Origin of the sequence: Cellvibrio sp. BR, assembly GCF_000263355.1 — a bacterium.
Lineage (GTDB): Bacteria > Pseudomonadota > Gammaproteobacteria > Pseudomonadales > Cellvibrionaceae > Cellvibrio.
On sequence record NZ_JH668206.1, the window covers coordinates 50279 to 65392 of the forward strand.

Genomic DNA, 15114 nt, shown 5'->3' on the forward strand with positions numbered 1-15114 from the left:
GGCGTCATTGACTAACAGTGAATAAGCGACTTAACTCATCGAACAGCTTATTACTGGCTTCATATAAATATTAAGAAGGGAATATTAATGGCGTTATTCGATGATACTGACGGTGAGCTTTGCATTACTAATATGATCCTTCACGTTGTGGGGTCTGACACAGAATTTGTACCGGCGAACGCGCGCGCAGTGGAGCATGAGGAATTTTTTGTAACTCGCATACGCGACACTCATGCAGATCCCGTATATAGCTTCAATGCAACGTCAGCGGTGAAAGCGCGACTGGAACGAATGGCCACCCAACGCGAATCTTTTGAAGACGGTGCCCGAGAGTTATCACGACTTTTCTCAGCAGCACACGTAGGCAGTAGTAAAGCTGGAGCATTATTTATTTTCGAACTCGGCTGTGAAAACCAGGCAGTGAAATTTTACAGCTTCATTAAATACGATTTCCATCAGGCCATTGAGCAAACGGACGGCCAAGATGGTAGCGTTCTTCGTATGATCGTCAAGGCACTTATTGCAGACAAAAAAGCCATTCAGAAATCGGCGATGGTTAAAGTGATAAACGGCGTGGCTGAACTCGAAATTTCTGCCACTGATCGCACTAAGCGGCCTCCCGAAATCGCCGATTATTTCGTAACTTTTTTAGATGTAATTCGTGTCTTAAGCGATGAGGACTTAAACAACAAACTTCTTGACGTACTTAGATCAACTCTCCAGGCATGTAAAGACAATTTGACATCCACTGTTTCTACGGCGCTCAAAGAAGCAAAAGATATTTTACGGCACGTACCCTCGATCGACGAAAATTCCATTGTTAACGCTATTTTATCGGTTGCCGGCGATCCAGCTGATGATAAAGTTCGGGCAGCGATAGAAGCCTGCACCCGACGAAAGATAAAAAACAACAAGCTTGAAGGTTTGGCGTTCCGACCCGACCTGACAATTTTAGGCAAGGCACCGACAGTAAGAATCCGGACGACTGAAGGTGTAGAAATTCGGTATCCCGACTATACCGTTGGCGGAACCGTCATGCGTGTGCCAAAAGCTAACGGCGGCGAAACAATCACTATTGAAACGGCTCAGATCGTCGAGGAAAAGATTGGAAATAAGTGATTTAGGGAGTTTCATCGACGGGCTTGCGAATAACGCCTCCGCTGTAGTGGTGGAGTCATTTATCAACGTGTCGGTGTCCAACTTACATTTAGAAGACACCGTTCGCATAACGCAAATCTGCGAGGAGGTCGGCTGGCCTTATTCGCTGTTTGATGAGGCTGATCAACCGTGTGCGACGGTAGCACTACATGCGGACTTTGCTCCATTTCGCGCTGTGATTGTTAAGCCGACATTATCGCCAGAGATATTATCAGTACTCACTCTTACCGGAATGAAACAATTTCTGGAGTCCCAACCGTCTTATGTCAAATGGTACGTTGCTGGTTTAGCGGAGCGTATAGTGACTCGATCTACCTTGCTGTGCCCCTGGTACGACGAATATGATTTCGATCCCATGCCTGCCACAAAAAATCCTAGGTCGCTTGTACGCGAGTACACCAGTAAAAGGACAGTTCCTCCAAATGTTGGTCCTTGGCTTTTAGTAAATCCTGATACGCATTTCACTGCTAGTGGCGCTTTTTCCACATGGCTAAATGCATCTGCGAGAGCAGTTTGTCGATCACTCGCAAGCGAAATTGATCCTGAAACCGGAGCGCTGAAGTGCAATGGGACACCTAAACTCTCTATTCCCATTCCGGATGCTACGGAGGATTTGTCCCTTTCATTTTCGTTAGAAAATTTTAAAAACCTCCAGGTTGCGGCTACCTGGATTTTTGAAAATGAACGTGAGGCAGAGTCAAGACATACCTTGTTGGCCACTGAAGTTGCACGATCAGGACACCCGGGTACAAACCTGCTCCAATGTTTTGGTGAACAAATTTCATCGTCTTTGAGCAGTGCTAAAATCGCCTACCAAATGATGCTGTCTGATGTGAGCAAAGACACGCTTAAAGCGTTGGGCGACCTTCGAAAAGCCGTAACGGAAGAGACGGCAAAAATGACTGATGTTACCCGGCAGTTGATTGGAGGCGTAACTGCTGCCATGGCAGTTGGTTTCGGGTTAATTGCAACCCGTATATCAACAAATACTAATGCCTGGCTTATCGTTGCAGTCATGCTGCTAGTCGTAGTTTATGTCAGCGTAATTATCTATTCAGGCACACAATTTATTTCTATCCAACGCCAGTTAAGGGCCGACTGGCAGTCCAAGTTATACCGGTTTTTGCCAGGAACAGAATACGAAAAGATGGTGTCAGTTCCAACTGGCAGATCTGAACATACTTTTTTCATAAGTGCATGGTTCAGCGGCGCAGCGATAATGGCACTAACGGCGATTGTTTTGTGGTTATCCGTTAAAGATGACATCCTGCCAAGACAAGATATCCCAACGAATGCAGGTGCAAGTACTTCGGTTACGATATCGTCCCCATCTTTTTCTTCAGTAAGTTCACTAGCAAAAATTTCTAACTCCGCCACAAGCGTTATCAGTAGACCCGTAAAAGCAGTTGAAAAAGGCAGTATTCCATCGTCCCAATCTCATGATCCGGGTATGTGATGATTGGGGTGGCTTTGCTAGTTGGGTGTCAGCCGGTGGTTGGGATGTGAAAACATTGAGGAATTACGTCGGTAGGAAAGGAGATTAACGTTCTGCTACGGTGATAGTCCTGATCCGTTTGAAACACCGCATTAATACATCGCCAGAATCGCCCATTAGCGAAAATTCCAACTAATTCGCCATCCCCTAGCAAATAATCCGGTGTGCAACTCCAATAAAATGGAGTGGGCTTTTATTCTGGATGTTCGCACAACATCAGGATGCTATTGGAAACTGGTTAATTCTGTGCGTTAATCCAACAATAAGAGAGACAAAAATATACAATGGTTATTGTAGGCTTAAATATTATAACCAAATATAAGTTTTGTGGATTGTGCAATCCAGAGTGTTGATTAAACAATAAACGATGAAGACACCAACGGAAGAGACATTTAGCGCGTTTCAAGAAGCCTATGACTTCTTTAATCTCCACGTATTTGGCGGGGAGCTACCTGTTTGCTTTATAAACTTTCAACGCCAGAAGAGAATAATGGGATACGTCTCTTTCGAACGTTGGGTCGACGACGAAAAACAGTATATCCATGAGCTCGCGATAAACCCAGAATATTTTGCGCATTACCCATTGATCGAAATCTGCCAAACTCTGTGCCACGAAATGGTCCATATCTGGCAAGCAGAATTCGGAACGCCAGGCCGTCGTGGATACCATAATCACGAGTGGGCGCAAAAAATGAAATCGGTAGGATTAATGCCCTCGACCACCGGCGCGCCGGGCGGTGACCTCGTGGGTGAAAAGGTCTCAGATTATATTTTGCATGATGGTGCCTTCATGCAAGCGTTCAAAACGTTCGAAACTACCGGCTTTAAATTGAAATGGAAAGATCGATATCCTGTTATTCGCCATACACAGCCGACGCCGACGTTCACAGCCTTAGGTAAGTTGGTTCCTATCATGCCCGAGCCGGCTGCAAAGTCGCCCATAGCGGAAAGTGCCGTTCATAAATTCGAGCAAACTTTTCCGTACAGTTTTGAAGAGCTTGATGCGGCCTTGCAGGCATCACTGCGCGTCCCAGAACCCGTGAGGCCACTTACCGTCCCAACCTCCAAGCCTGCGAATAAATCCAATAGACATAAGTATCAATGCCCACAATGTAGCATGCAGGTCTGGGGCAAACCGGAGTTGTACATTGTGTGTGGCGATTGCGAAAAAACGCTCACGGAATATGAATAACGCTCGGTATCATGCGGCTACCCGTTGCGTCATTTCCTTTACTAGATCCGCAAGGTTAACGTGTTCACCGTGTGACGAAAAAGAATAAATGCCATTCAGATTGATATTTATCCATGCGACGGGCGAGAAGGTTTTTATTCGCTCCACCATGTCCAGATCACCACGCTTTTCATAAATATCCATCAAGTTCGATAGCAAACACGAGTTAAAATAAATAATAGCGGTCGCAAGAAAGCGTGCGCACTCATACCAAATGTCCAGTTGGTCATCGTTACCTGCCCGAAATTTATTTCCATTCACGGCTTCAATTGTGCGTTGAATTTGGTGATAGGCCTCTCCGCGATTTAATGCTCGTTGCACGTAGTCACGTAGTTCTTCACTATCAACGTAATCCAGCATGTAAATGGCTTTGATTAAACGATCGTACTCGATAAGCGACTTAAACAGTTTGCTGTTAGATTTTGAACTGGACAATTGCTTGCATATCGTGGCTTGTGAAAGTTCTTTTGAATGCAACGACAAAATAATGCGCTGAATCAAGTCCCATCCGTCAAGGATTATCTTTGTTTTAATCGCGATGCGAAGTTCCAAAACACCGTCTTTAGAGACTTTAAATAAATCCTTGAGTACTTTACGCACCTGGGCGTAACGCGGTGCGAATTGCCAACCAGAAAGATCCAGAAGCGCAAAGTTACACTGATTTGTACCGTGGTTGTCGGTAGACACCATGTCCGGTTGAATGGAGCTATTGTTGTTGTAGAGTAAATCAAACATATGGTGAGATTCATGTTCATTGAGAGCCATCAACTTAGCATTGACCGGTACATGGTTTGCACTCAATGACAAACCTGCCAGCCCTTTGCCACGACCTAAATATTTCGATGAGTAGCGGACTCGAATTGTGCTCACGCGACTCTCAAATTTTTGTGCATCAGCACTCGCATGCAGAAGATTTTCCTGAATGTTGTAATGTTTGAAGATGGGTAAGGCCGCGATCGCATCACTGACGATGTCATGTGCATTACGTAAGTTTTCCAAACTTAGATAACCCATTTGGGTATTCCTGAGCTGGTCGTATGGAATGCTGCATAGTCTTGCCATCTGAAAAATACCGTACCTGGCTCCGTTGCCGACGATACAGGCGATGGCGTTAGATAGATTTAATTCAGGCTTGTTCTTTGCGTTCGGTTTGGCGTGAATATGAGTGAGTGCTAAGGTGAAATTTGTTTCCCTCTGGGTTACGCCAAGCACATCGCCGATATGAATCTGCGGCATCACTTCAAAAAATGGATTGTTCACTTCGGGCGCATTCGGCTTCCTCTTGATAGTCCAAGTCGTTTGTCCGTCTCTATCAGCGTAAACCATCGTTGTATTTTGCCCCTCCATAACGCGTTTACTGACAAAGGTCAATTTGTCTTTTAATACCGTTACTTTCGCAGGCACAAATACTTTTTCATCAGCCTTCATGGACTCTAAATTAGAATTTTCACGCAATTGTTGTTTGCGGGTCCAGCGCTCATCATTAAGCAAATTATCTTCGAATCTTTTATAGGTTAGGCTCGCCGATATATTGACTTGGCGTTCATTGATCAATGACGCTAGTTTCGTGTACAACCACCATTCCGCGCGATCGTAATCTATCCGCGTTGCGCCACTATCATCTTTGTCAATGATGTAAGGACGAATGTTCTTTTTTATGAATTGCTGGTTGAAATCCGATAAATTTCCGTCGGTAATCAACTGCTCTTGCGCTTTTACAATCTCGCGTATTGCGAAGGTATCGCCATCACGATCAGAGAAGGTCAGGCATTTAAACAGCGACCGGATTGATTTTTTTATTTTTGACAAGTTTTGATCGATGAACTCCCATTGATATTTTTTTTCATCAATGACCTCGTTCACCAGGTAATCACCGATCAAAAAAATATCTTGCTCGGGAAGGATATCAAGCGCTTTATTTAGGAAGACTTCGAAATAATCATGCTTCTTAACCGTGCCATTAACGACAAGCTTCATGATGGGGCCGGCCTTCTTAACTTTTTCCCGCATACCACTCAAGGCTTCATAAGCCTGGGATTTCCCATAGGACTTTGCATCACTTGCGAACTTATTTATGTGGTAGAGCATCGCAATCGTAAAGCATTCGTTCATCTTGGCGTAACGTTTGTAGATGTAACTCACCAGGTACAACGAGGATATCTCCGGGGCGAAACGTTTCAGTTTGGTCGGGCTATAAAAGTCTACCAATAATGCGTAGTGTTCAATATTACTGTTAGACAAGACCAATTGCTTAATCGCTTTTTCAACGTCGGGATAAATTTCTTCAATAAAGTTAAACACCTCTATCTCTTTGGACATCTCTCGATGTGTAAAATCTTTTGGTAATTTTTTAATCGTCGTCAGTAAGGCCTTAGAATCCTCAGATGTTAAGATTGTATTCAATCTTTCTTTCAGTGATTTTGACAGTATTGTCCGTAGCATGATAGATGTACGTTCGTTCTCTGCGGCGATGGCTTTGCTGATAATAGTTTGAAGAGATGAATAGGCAGGAAGGGCAATTTTCTTAGTAGAAAGATACATGAACAATTCGTCGAATAGATATCGCGGCTCAACGGACGTTGCCGCAGTACGACTCACAAAAGTAAAAGCATCTTTTTGTTGTGATTTATCAAATTTATTCAATCCATACACATCTAAAATTTTGTCGTAGATGCGAAATCTCTCGGTTGAAGTAATGTTTTTGCGTGGTACCGGTTTTCCCTTAAAATATTTTACGGAGATAAAATCTAGATCCTCACGGTATTGTTTTGGGAGCTCGCTTAAAACGATGGGTTTACGTCGAAAATACCCAAGCAATAAAACAAAATAGAGTTGTGCCGGATAAGTTTTACGCGATTCAAAGGCGCGCTGTTCATTTTCATCCATGTCAAAAAAGAAGTCGCGATCTTCCGCGCTAAAGATTGGCGCAGCATATAACTCATCAATTTCAGTTTGTGTAAGTATCTTGAGACGTTTATCAACACTAGCAATGTTTCGCCCACCATCTATTTAGAGTGGGGCAGGATTCTAGCAAGCAACTTTTCAGGAAGTATCGAGAACTATTTGACCTGTGACATAACTCAAAAACATAGGATGAATTAAGCGCCGCTATCTGGAAAAGCCGCTATCTGACGGAGAAATCGCAAGATATAGTGAGTCGATACCGCCTACAAAAAAGAGTTATTAAAGTAGTGTATATTTTGATCATTCCTGTGAAAGCCTTACGTCACGTGGGTTTCAGAGTAAAGTGTGATATTTTGCGGAACGGGTCAAGCGCCCCCTTTTATTTATTGGCACCGCGTTGGCAGAAATTATTGGTTGTTTCTTGCCTTACCTCTGGTTGCGCAAAGAGGGTTCGATCTGGTTGTTGGTTCCCGCTGCGGCTAGCCTGGCTTTGTTTGTCTGGTTGCTCACATTGCACCCGGCTGCCAGCGGGCGGATTTACGCAGCCTATGGTGGAGTTTATGTGGCAACAGCGTTGGTATGGTTGCGGGTTGTAGATGGTGTAAAGCTATCGATTTACGATTGGGCTGGTGCAGGTATTGCCCTGATTGGAATGGGCATCATCATCGCCGGATGGAGGGTGGAATAGAGCTACGTCATGAAATGCGGGCGACAGGTTCCCCTCGGCCATACGCTCGCGTAACTGCAATTATTGAAATCCGGATGCCTGCAAACTTCATAGTATCTTGTTGTCCATAATTTTTATCAGGCGGTGTACCTTTTTATATTTGGAGGAAAATCCAAGTTTGTTTGAAGCCTTTTCGCTCAAATTAAAAGCTGGTTTTGATTTGGACCGATAGCTGATACTTGTCGATTTCAGCTCCACCGTCCAGCGGATAAGCCAAATCGATATGGGCAATATTGTGAACTCCCTCATCCCGCCCACCTGTGCGGGTGCCGGATATTCTTAAACCAATCCCTAGGTCGCGTACATCACCCTGATAATGTTGGGGGATATTGGCATTTCCCCATGCTTTCCCTTGATCATAAAATACAGCGGCGCCCAAGTGGAATAATGAAAACCATTCAGTTCCACCAAAATATCGTTGCTCTATAGTTAGCAAACGCGAACGATCACCGGCCATAAAACGGGCGGGATAACCACGCAACCCCGTATCACCACCCAACTCAAGCGGCGTATCCATAAATAAATTTCTTCCCAGAGCCTTGTTGGCCGAAATGAAAAATTGGCCTCTCGAGAAATTCATCCAATGGTAGGAGAGATTGAATCGGGAAATGGATTGAGAGGTTTGCGTGTCTCCATAAAATCCCGTACTGGACAAGTGGCTCAACAGTAGTTGTGATGGTGATAACTGATACGCTTTACTGTAATCAATCTCGACAAGTACAGAGTTATCCAACAGTTCGTTGGTTGCGGTCACTGCACCAAGCCGAATACGCCATTGGGAGCCCAGATTAATATCCTCTGTGCGATTGATTTGTTGGAGATTAGTGACTTCAAAAAAGCGATTGTGTAAGTACGAATATTCCAGCCACGTCACCGTATAATCGCGATCAATGGGAAAGCTGATGAAATCATCGATTCTCGCATCTGGGACTGAATAAAACGTATCGCTGATATTGTCTAACCCTGATAACCATCGATGGGTTCTATCATCATTTGAGGTGTCAAGCCGCTGTCCATAAAAAACCGAATAATTTTTCCCATCATGGCCAAACCGCATTGCCTCCTCGCCCGCGTTGAAAAGTGTATCGTCACGAGAAAAGTCTTGCATATCAATACCCACAGTCCAGGGGGTTCTAATTGAACGGAATGGATTGCTCAGGTGGAATTCTCTCGCAACACCATCGCTATTGTCTGAGTATGCCAATGATAATTGTTTTTGATTTGCAAAATTGGAGTCTTTGTAAACAAGCGTGTCGCTGGTTCGCTCTACCGTAGAGCTACGTTCAATTTTAATTGTTTTCCCAAGGCCTAGAAAGTTGGAGTCATATAAACCATACCCATAATGCGTACTGCCACCAGTGCTGGAATAAGTTACTTTAGGAACTAATGTCCAAACTTCCCGCACATCGACTTGCACTTTTTTGGCGGAATCAAGCTTGGCGCTATCACTATTGACTTCCGTAACACATGCAGCCGCAAAGTAACGACGGGATCTCAACCGTCTTTCGCTTTCATCCAGCAAGTGACCATCCAAAGATTCGCCTTCCTTAAATGTGAGGTCATCCATAATCACACTTTTTTTAGTATTTATATGTAGCCGATTTACGAACCTGAATAAACGATTATTTTCCTTTGGATTTGATTCATCAAACACTGGATGAACTCGAATTATGATTTCCTCAATCGTTGGGGTCGCCTTTATCTCTTTATTGTTAGTGTAGGTTTCTGCATGGCAGGAAACGCTACCGAAAAATGCGGCATTTACTACATAGACATACAAAATAGTCCTAACCATAACGAAACCTACCAAGGCATTGTTGAATGGGAAACCTTCCAAATTCTTATCCATCGTTCAGTAAATCGTTCAGCGATGATCAATACACGAGGCAAATATATCCAATTTTTGTTGATAATATTTTGTTTGTATATCCACTAATCCCAACAGCGAATGAAAGAGGTTGTCATGGCTAAAAGCACTATTTCTAAAACCAGACAGGCAGTCTTTTGACAAGCCACGATCTTGGTAAAAATCAGATGATGCCCAAAAAATAAATGGCACCCGCGTTTGAAATTCAGGAGCAACCGTATAGGGCATCCCGTGTAAATAAAGCCGGTTTTCACCCAGAGACTCGCCGTGGTCTGATACATAAATCATTGCCACATTGTGCGTTTTTTGCTTGGCAATCAGCCATTCAATAAGCTGATTCAGAAAATAATCTGTGTATCGAATTGTATTGTCATAAGCATTCACAACTTCTTCACGCGTGCACTGCTGAAGCTGGTTGTTTGTGCAGACTGGTGTGTAAAAACGCATGGATTCAGGATAACGCTGATCATAGGCGGGCCCATGACTGCCGTTCTGATGCAATACGATCACCTGATTATTCCCATTAATTTTGCTACTTAAATCGTGCAGCAATACTTCATCGTAGCAGTTGCCATCGTTACACCACTGAGGCAATGGTGCCTGCTCAAAAGATTCAGTTGGTACGCGGTCGCACACACCTTTACAACCAGAATTATTTTCTCGCCACAGCACATCAATTCCTGCCGTTTGAATAAAATCCAAAAGCCCATGGCGCGATTTCGCCACTGCATCTTTATATTCTTCGCGCGACAGTGTTGAAAACATACAAGGTAATGAAACAGCCGTTGATGTACCGCAGGATGAAAACTTATTGAAATAAAGGATGTTCTGCTGGGATAGCAAGGGGGTTGTATTTCGCGCATACCCATCAACCCCAAAACTGGCAGCCCGTGCTGTTTCACCAACGACCAGTATTACCAAGACGGGTTTTGATTGTTGCAAGATTCCACTGCCCAACACTGCCCCCATACTGATTGACTCCATTGTCAACGGGGTTTTGTTTGTCTCGCGTGCCAACGAAATGCCCGCATTCACAAATCCCAAAGGATTTGCCAAAAACCTAACCTCTTTATGATTACGAAAAAAAGAACTGTAATACGCTGACAAACTCAATATGATCAGTAAAGAAATAGCCAATGCAATGAACGTTGTGAGCAACCGACTTAGGCCTTCTCGCCAAGGGTTACCCCATGCAATCTTTACTTTTAAAATCAGCCACGAAGGTAGCACCCCGATAACAAACATATACGCTACTAATTTAAAGCTCAGTAACCCCATGCTTTCACGACTATCCGTTTCCAATGCATTTCTGAGCATCTCCCTGTCTATCACAATGCCATAGGTATCCATAAAATAAGCAGAAACTGCACCACCCATTAAAAGAAAAATACAGAAAGGTTTAATAATTACCGGAAGACAAAATAAGTAAATAAAGAAAAGGGTAATTAGCCAGAGTAAAGGCACCAAGCTAATGGCAAATACAATGGCGCCCGCCGAATCCATATTCGTTGTTTGCCACGCCGCGACAAAAAAAGATTTGTTGAAGAGTAATACAAACAATAAAGAAATCAGAATTGCCAAATGTTGGCTGGAAATACGCTGATCAAATAGTGAAGCCGCCTGATTAGGATTAGCCGACAACTCCACGCCAAGTTGATTTTTTTTCATAGCTTGAGTATCGAGAGCGTTCATAGGGTTTAAGTATTGTGTGATAACAAATTAACGAAACCATCCAGCAGGTGCCGAATGACCAAAGATCGTGTGAAATAAAATGTGCGCCGCGCAATTGTTGTGAGACTCCGAATATTGTTCCCAATAGCAATGCTGCCGCCAACCCCCACCAGCGCCATGCGTTGTGCAAGTGACGACCTAGAAAATAAAGTGACACCCAGGCAAAGCCAGCACTCGCATGTCCAGCAGGAAAACAATGACTACCATTGCGCACCCAAAGTTGTTCAAGCAATGGGATGTATTCCAGCGAACCGCCGTAGCGTGAGAAATCCCACGGGCAAGAAATATTACTGAGGGATTTACCAACACTGACCAATATCGTGCCGGATATTGATGCGACCAACACATAGAAAAATCGATATTTCCATGCTTTCAATGTAGAAATAAAAAAGGAAGAAGCCCAGAGTGAAATAACGATCAATAGGAATGCTATGGATAGATATTTTCCGCCCTTATGAATAAGGACCGCCGTGACCCATGCGTTTTTAAATTTCCACTTATCGCCCTCCCAACTATAAAAGATATCGGCCAAACGAGCGTCTATATTGAAAGTCTCGACTACTAATGTTGCGCATAGCAACAAACCCAAAACCACACTGGATTCAATTAACAACGCCCTGCTTAGGGCAGTAGATTGTGATTTCATATAATGAAGAAACAATTATTAATTACGATGCTGCAGCACTATGCTGGCTCTTGCAGGAGGATGTTACTGATAGATAATTAAGAGGTGCTTAAGGGATTGCAAAATAACGTGAAGATAAATTTTAATTTTATCGGAACTGGATTGTTTTGGCGGTGTCGATGGATGGTGCATTAACTTACGAACAACTATAATTATTTGAATCTTTTTCGGAATAAATTACTATTCGCCATTAAAATAAATATAACTTTACTGGTTAGAGTGGGTGATAAAAAATCGCATGTACGCATAGCTTTAATGTTCCATAATTGCGTATATTTCTGAAACGCGATTTACCGAAATACCTTCTTGTTGTTCAATTGCAAGTGGATGTTCATTAGCTTTAAGTTCTATGTTTGGCCTAATTTCATCATTACGAATATCAATTATTACTTTTAAGTTTTCCGTTTCAAGGTAGGCAGGTATTGATACATTTAACCAGCCGGAATATGGCCCGTAATTTGACCTTTCGTTTTTGGGTAATGATTCCTGAAACTCCATGAAATTCTCTTCACTAAGCTGTACCCATACCCCCCATATAAAAGGATCTTCACTACCAAAGACCGGTATTTCAATACAGCCGCGAATAAAAACCTTTCTTCGGCGATTACACAAAGCTCTCCTGTTAGGAAGATATTGCTTTCACGAGTTTCCTTCGGTAAAGAAAAATAACTTAGCGGTTTTCCCACGCGTATGATGGCATACCTTCAACTATTTCATCACAACACGGGCATTTAAACTTTATGGTCATGGCGTTCCTTATGGGTGCTAATTGATTAAGCATAGAGGTGAGAAAAATATTTCATCAGCGAATTACTCGTACAATACTCACCGCAGACCTAGAGAAAAAACGCCCCTTCAATGCATAATCTCCTTCCTCAAGTGGGCCAATAAAAACAAACCCTTGTGAATTCCCAAAAACAATTTTCTTCAGTTTTAGTGGATGACTGAAAATTTCTTCTGCTTCATCATCCTGATTTTCAAAAAACAATTTTATGATCGTATCAGGCGGCACAAGAATAACATCCGGATCAAAAAGGTGATCATGGATGCGAACTTGAATTATCTCGTAATGATTAGCACCGCATACATCTGCGTTTAGCTGCGAAGCAATCAACGAAATCAATACTAGTGCCATTTGGGGTTTATACATAGGTTCAGGTGTTTATATCCTTAATAACACCATACACTACATTACAAAGCTTAAATCCCGCTTAACTTTCCGGTTCTGCAAGCCTCTTATTTGATCGCCTGATTATTGAATAAAGGGCAATCAATGCGGTTGGTGTAACGCCGCTCCCGATATAAATAGGACGGAAGCTGGACATGTGCCAACGCCTTTTCTTTTTCTGCTACTGACGCATCTCCTATTATCTGTAGTGTTTTCTTTGATTCGTCATACCGGGCAACGATAGCCGTTTCATCAGGCTTTAGAATGATCACCTTGTCAGGTTCCATCAACGCAAAATAATCTTCAAATTGAAGGGTTGCTCTGCCCGGGCTCGACGAGTCACTGGCAAGGTCACGCCCAACCAGGGGGTTGCAGCTTGAAACTCCAATTAATGACAGCAATGTCGGAGCCAGATCAATCTGGCTGCTTAACGTTGAGAGTCGTGCTGCCTTTATATCGGCACCAAGAATTAAACCAGGTATCTGGAATTTTTCGACAGGTACGAGGTTGTTGCCATAAACACGATTGTCGTGGTCTGCCACTATCAGGAATACAGTGTCTTGCCAGTAAGAACTTTTTTTCGCATTATCGAAAAAACGCCCCATTGCCCAATCAGCATATTTAACAGCATTCTTGGCAGTGTTTTTCGGGGATTCAAACAAGCTTATCCGGTTGTCAGGAAACTCGAAGGGTTCATGATTACTGGATGTAAAGACTAAACTGAAAAACGGTTTTCCCGTCTTGTGCAGGGATTCAAATTCATGATGAGCGGAGTTGAAAAGGTCTTCATCGCTTGCGCCCCAACTTCCAACGAAAACCGGGTTTTGAATGCGGGAACTATCGACAATGTCCATAAAACCGTTGCTAGTAAAGAAACCACGCATATTGTCAAAATGCGCTTCACCGCCATAAATAAATTGTGTCTGGTAGCCCGCTGATTTGAGAATGGATGCCAAGGTCGTAAAGTTACCTTGGCTATTCGATAGCTTTACTACGCTTTGGGCGGGTGTAGGTAAATAACCTGCCACCACAGCTTCTATGCCCCGTACGGATCGAGTACCGGTAGCATACAAGCGTTCAAACCATATACCTTCTCCTGCTAGTTTTTCCAATTCTGGCGTGGCGTTCACACCGCCCAATGATTTGACATAAGTTGCCCCCATGCTTTCCTGCAGAACAATAACCAAATTTAAAAGCTTGTCTCTTGTTCGAGCGGCTTTTTGATAATGCAAGGTAGGATAATCCGGATCATTAAATTCATAAGCCTCGAGCCATGGCCAACCCAGGCTGTGGTGGAGCATCTTTTCATGCGGTAATTTTCCGTAGATTTCACTGGATCGAGCTTCGTGTTTCATGCTGTAAAGCGCATAGAGCACTGAATAACCGGAGTTAATCACCAGGGAATTCACCATGGCGTCACCAGTGATGGCAAAAAAAGCAGGATTGGCAGGCCGGTGGTCTGTTGTAGAGCGGATACCCATAAATACCAGCAACAATACTAGGGGCCAAGTAAGAAGGGTCTTTGTGGGCGTCCAACATGCCAGATGAGCGGTTTGCAAGCGCAATGATCGGTGGGCGATGTAGCCCAGTAACCCTGTTAATACAATACCGCCGACAAAAGCGAATCGGAATCCGTGCCATAAAGTAGACAGCACCTCTTTTGGGTAGCGTAAATATTCAATAAAAAGTCGATTGGGCCTGGTATCGAATTGAAGCAGAAAAGCTGGCGTTGAAAGTTCGATAAACAACATCGCAACAAGACCGGTTAGTGACCATATATAGGTTCCGGTAAACCAATAATTTTGCCAGCGCTTTTGCGCCAGGATTGGTGCGCAGAGTACGGGAATAATAAGCCATAAGCCGATGAGAATAAGATCCGCTCTTATCCCTTGCAAAGCAACTTCTACCCACTTATTCGTGGCGAAAACACGTTCGTATTGCCAGAGCATAAGCCCGACACGACTGACACTTAACATCAGAAGCGACAGCAGCGCCATGCGCACCAAATAAGTATAAGGCCCGCAGGTTAGGACTCCTGAGGCTAAAAAATTAATCTTGTTTCTCATTTACGCGCCAACTCTTCCGGAAAAAAACAGCGTCATAATATCGAAACAAGCTTAAGGCTCCCTTAAGTAAAAGGCGGTAATG

At 43.5% G+C, this 15114-nt stretch carries 10 protein-coding genes and 1 pseudogene; 4 read left to right on the forward strand and 7 right to left on the reverse strand.

Features of this window, described 5'->3' with window-relative positions:
- Positions 1 to 87: 87 nt before the first annotated feature.
- The 3 genes from O59_RS18485 (at position 88) to O59_RS18495 (ending at position 3845) form a co-directional block, all read left to right on the forward strand.
- Positions 88 to 1119, forward strand: coding sequence for a hypothetical protein (locus O59_RS18485; RefSeq protein WP_007645438.1), 1032 nt, complete (start codon positions 88 to 90; stop codon positions 1117 to 1119).
- Positions 1106 to 2614 carry a hypothetical protein gene (locus O59_RS18490; RefSeq protein ID WP_040393436.1) on the forward strand — a complete coding sequence of 503 codons (1509 nt, stop codon included), beginning with the start codon at positions 1106 to 1108 and terminating at the stop codon, positions 2612 to 2614. The genes O59_RS18485 and O59_RS18490 overlap by 14 nt, the downstream gene beginning before the upstream one ends.
- Positions 2615 to 3020: 406 nt before the next feature.
- The gene (locus O59_RS18495; protein WP_007645442.1) at positions 3021 to 3845 is read left to right on the forward strand and encodes a SprT-like domain-containing protein; all 825 of its coding nucleotides are present in this window, start codon (positions 3021 to 3023) and stop codon (positions 3843 to 3845) included.
- 9 nt (positions 3846 to 3854) lie between these two features.
- Here O59_RS18495 and O59_RS18500 read toward each other — a convergent pair whose 3' ends face one another.
- On the reverse strand, positions 3855 to 6893 hold the full coding sequence (locus O59_RS18500; protein ID WP_369728941.1) for a Tn3 family transposase: 3039 nt from the start codon (positions 6891 to 6893) through the stop codon (positions 3855 to 3857).
- Between the two features lie 259 nt (positions 6894 to 7152).
- Between O59_RS18500 and O59_RS18505 the strand changes: the two are divergent.
- Positions 7153 to 7476 (forward strand): annotated as a pseudogene (locus O59_RS18505) (YnfA family protein); the annotation flags it as partial.
- A gap of 181 nt (positions 7477 to 7657) precedes the next feature.
- On the opposite strand, the gene O59_RS18510 reads toward O59_RS18505, so the two are convergent.
- From O59_RS18510 to O59_RS18530, 6 genes are all read right to left on the reverse strand, one after another.
- Positions 7658 to 9364 (reverse strand): hypothetical protein, encoded by a 1707-nt coding sequence (locus tag O59_RS18510; protein WP_007645445.1) that lies wholly within the window; start codon positions 9362 to 9364, stop codon positions 7658 to 7660.
- 15 nt (positions 9365 to 9379) lie between these two features.
- Entirely contained in the window at positions 9380 to 11050 is a 1671-nt protein-coding gene (locus tag O59_RS18515; RefSeq protein WP_157152643.1) for a phosphoethanolamine transferase, read from the reverse strand.
- Positions 11013 to 11759, reverse strand: coding sequence for a phosphatase PAP2 family protein (locus O59_RS21550; RefSeq protein WP_007645447.1), 747 nt, complete (start codon positions 11757 to 11759; stop codon positions 11013 to 11015). The genes O59_RS18515 and O59_RS21550 overlap by 38 nt, the downstream gene beginning before the upstream one ends.
- Positions 11760 to 12050: 291 nt before the next feature.
- The gene (locus O59_RS18520; protein ID WP_081489739.1) at positions 12051 to 12410 is read right to left on the reverse strand and encodes a DUF2199 domain-containing protein; all 360 of its coding nucleotides are present in this window, start codon (positions 12408 to 12410) and stop codon (positions 12051 to 12053) included.
- A gap of 190 nt (positions 12411 to 12600) precedes the next feature.
- The gene (locus O59_RS18525; RefSeq protein ID WP_085951730.1) at positions 12601 to 12948 is read right to left on the reverse strand and encodes a cupredoxin domain-containing protein; all 348 of its coding nucleotides are present in this window, start codon (positions 12946 to 12948) and stop codon (positions 12601 to 12603) included.
- A gap of 86 nt (positions 12949 to 13034) precedes the next feature.
- A complete protein-coding gene (locus O59_RS18530) occupies positions 13035 to 15032 on the reverse strand; it encodes an LTA synthase family protein (RefSeq protein WP_007645449.1) in 1998 nt (665 codons plus the stop codon).
- Between the last annotated feature and the right edge of the window lie 82 nt (positions 15033 to 15114).